Source organism: Thalassolituus sp. UBA2009, assembly GCF_002335285.1.
GTDB classification, from domain to species: domain Bacteria; phylum Pseudomonadota; class Gammaproteobacteria; order Pseudomonadales; family Oceanobacteraceae; genus Venatoribacter; species Venatoribacter alkanivorans.
The window spans coordinates 40,289-40,787 of sequence record NZ_DDCJ01000037.1; the positions used below are offsets into that span (position 1 = coordinate 40,289).

General features: G+C 52.9%; 1 protein-coding gene. It reads right to left on the bottom strand.

Features of this window, described 5'->3' with window-relative positions; translation table 11 throughout:
- On the bottom strand, nucleotides 1-499 hold a 499-nt coding region (locus tag B3P58_RS20840; protein WP_286716252.1), incomplete at both ends, for a LysR substrate-binding domain-containing protein.

Sequence of the window (499 nt, forward strand, 5' to 3'; positions counted from 1 at the left end):
CGATTCAGCCTGCATATCGGCCACTTTGCGCGGCAATGTCGCCACCAGATCATTATTCAGCGCCAGCAGCGCCGGCATCTGATAATGACGGGTGAACACCGAAATTTTGCGCTTATGCCCGAGCTTCGACAGGGCGTTATCCACCCAGCCCAGACGGATGACTTTCTCCGGGTCGATACCCACACCAGCACCCATACCGGTTTTGCTTACCCAGATATGTTTGGAAGCCAGATAGGCATTGAGATCAAAATTGAGAATCCCCGGATGATCGGGGTTAATCAGACAGACAAAATCGTCCTGCCACAGAGTCATCTGGTGAAAAGACTGTGGCATCTCGTCAAAGCGGTTAATGGCCATATCGACCTTACCGGCTTCTACGTCTTTAAAGGTCACATCCGAGGGGGTCAGTACGTCGAGGATGATATCCGGCGCTTCGGTACGCAGGCGCTTTACCAGCTCCGGTACCAGTGTGGATTCGGCGTAATCGCTGACCATAATG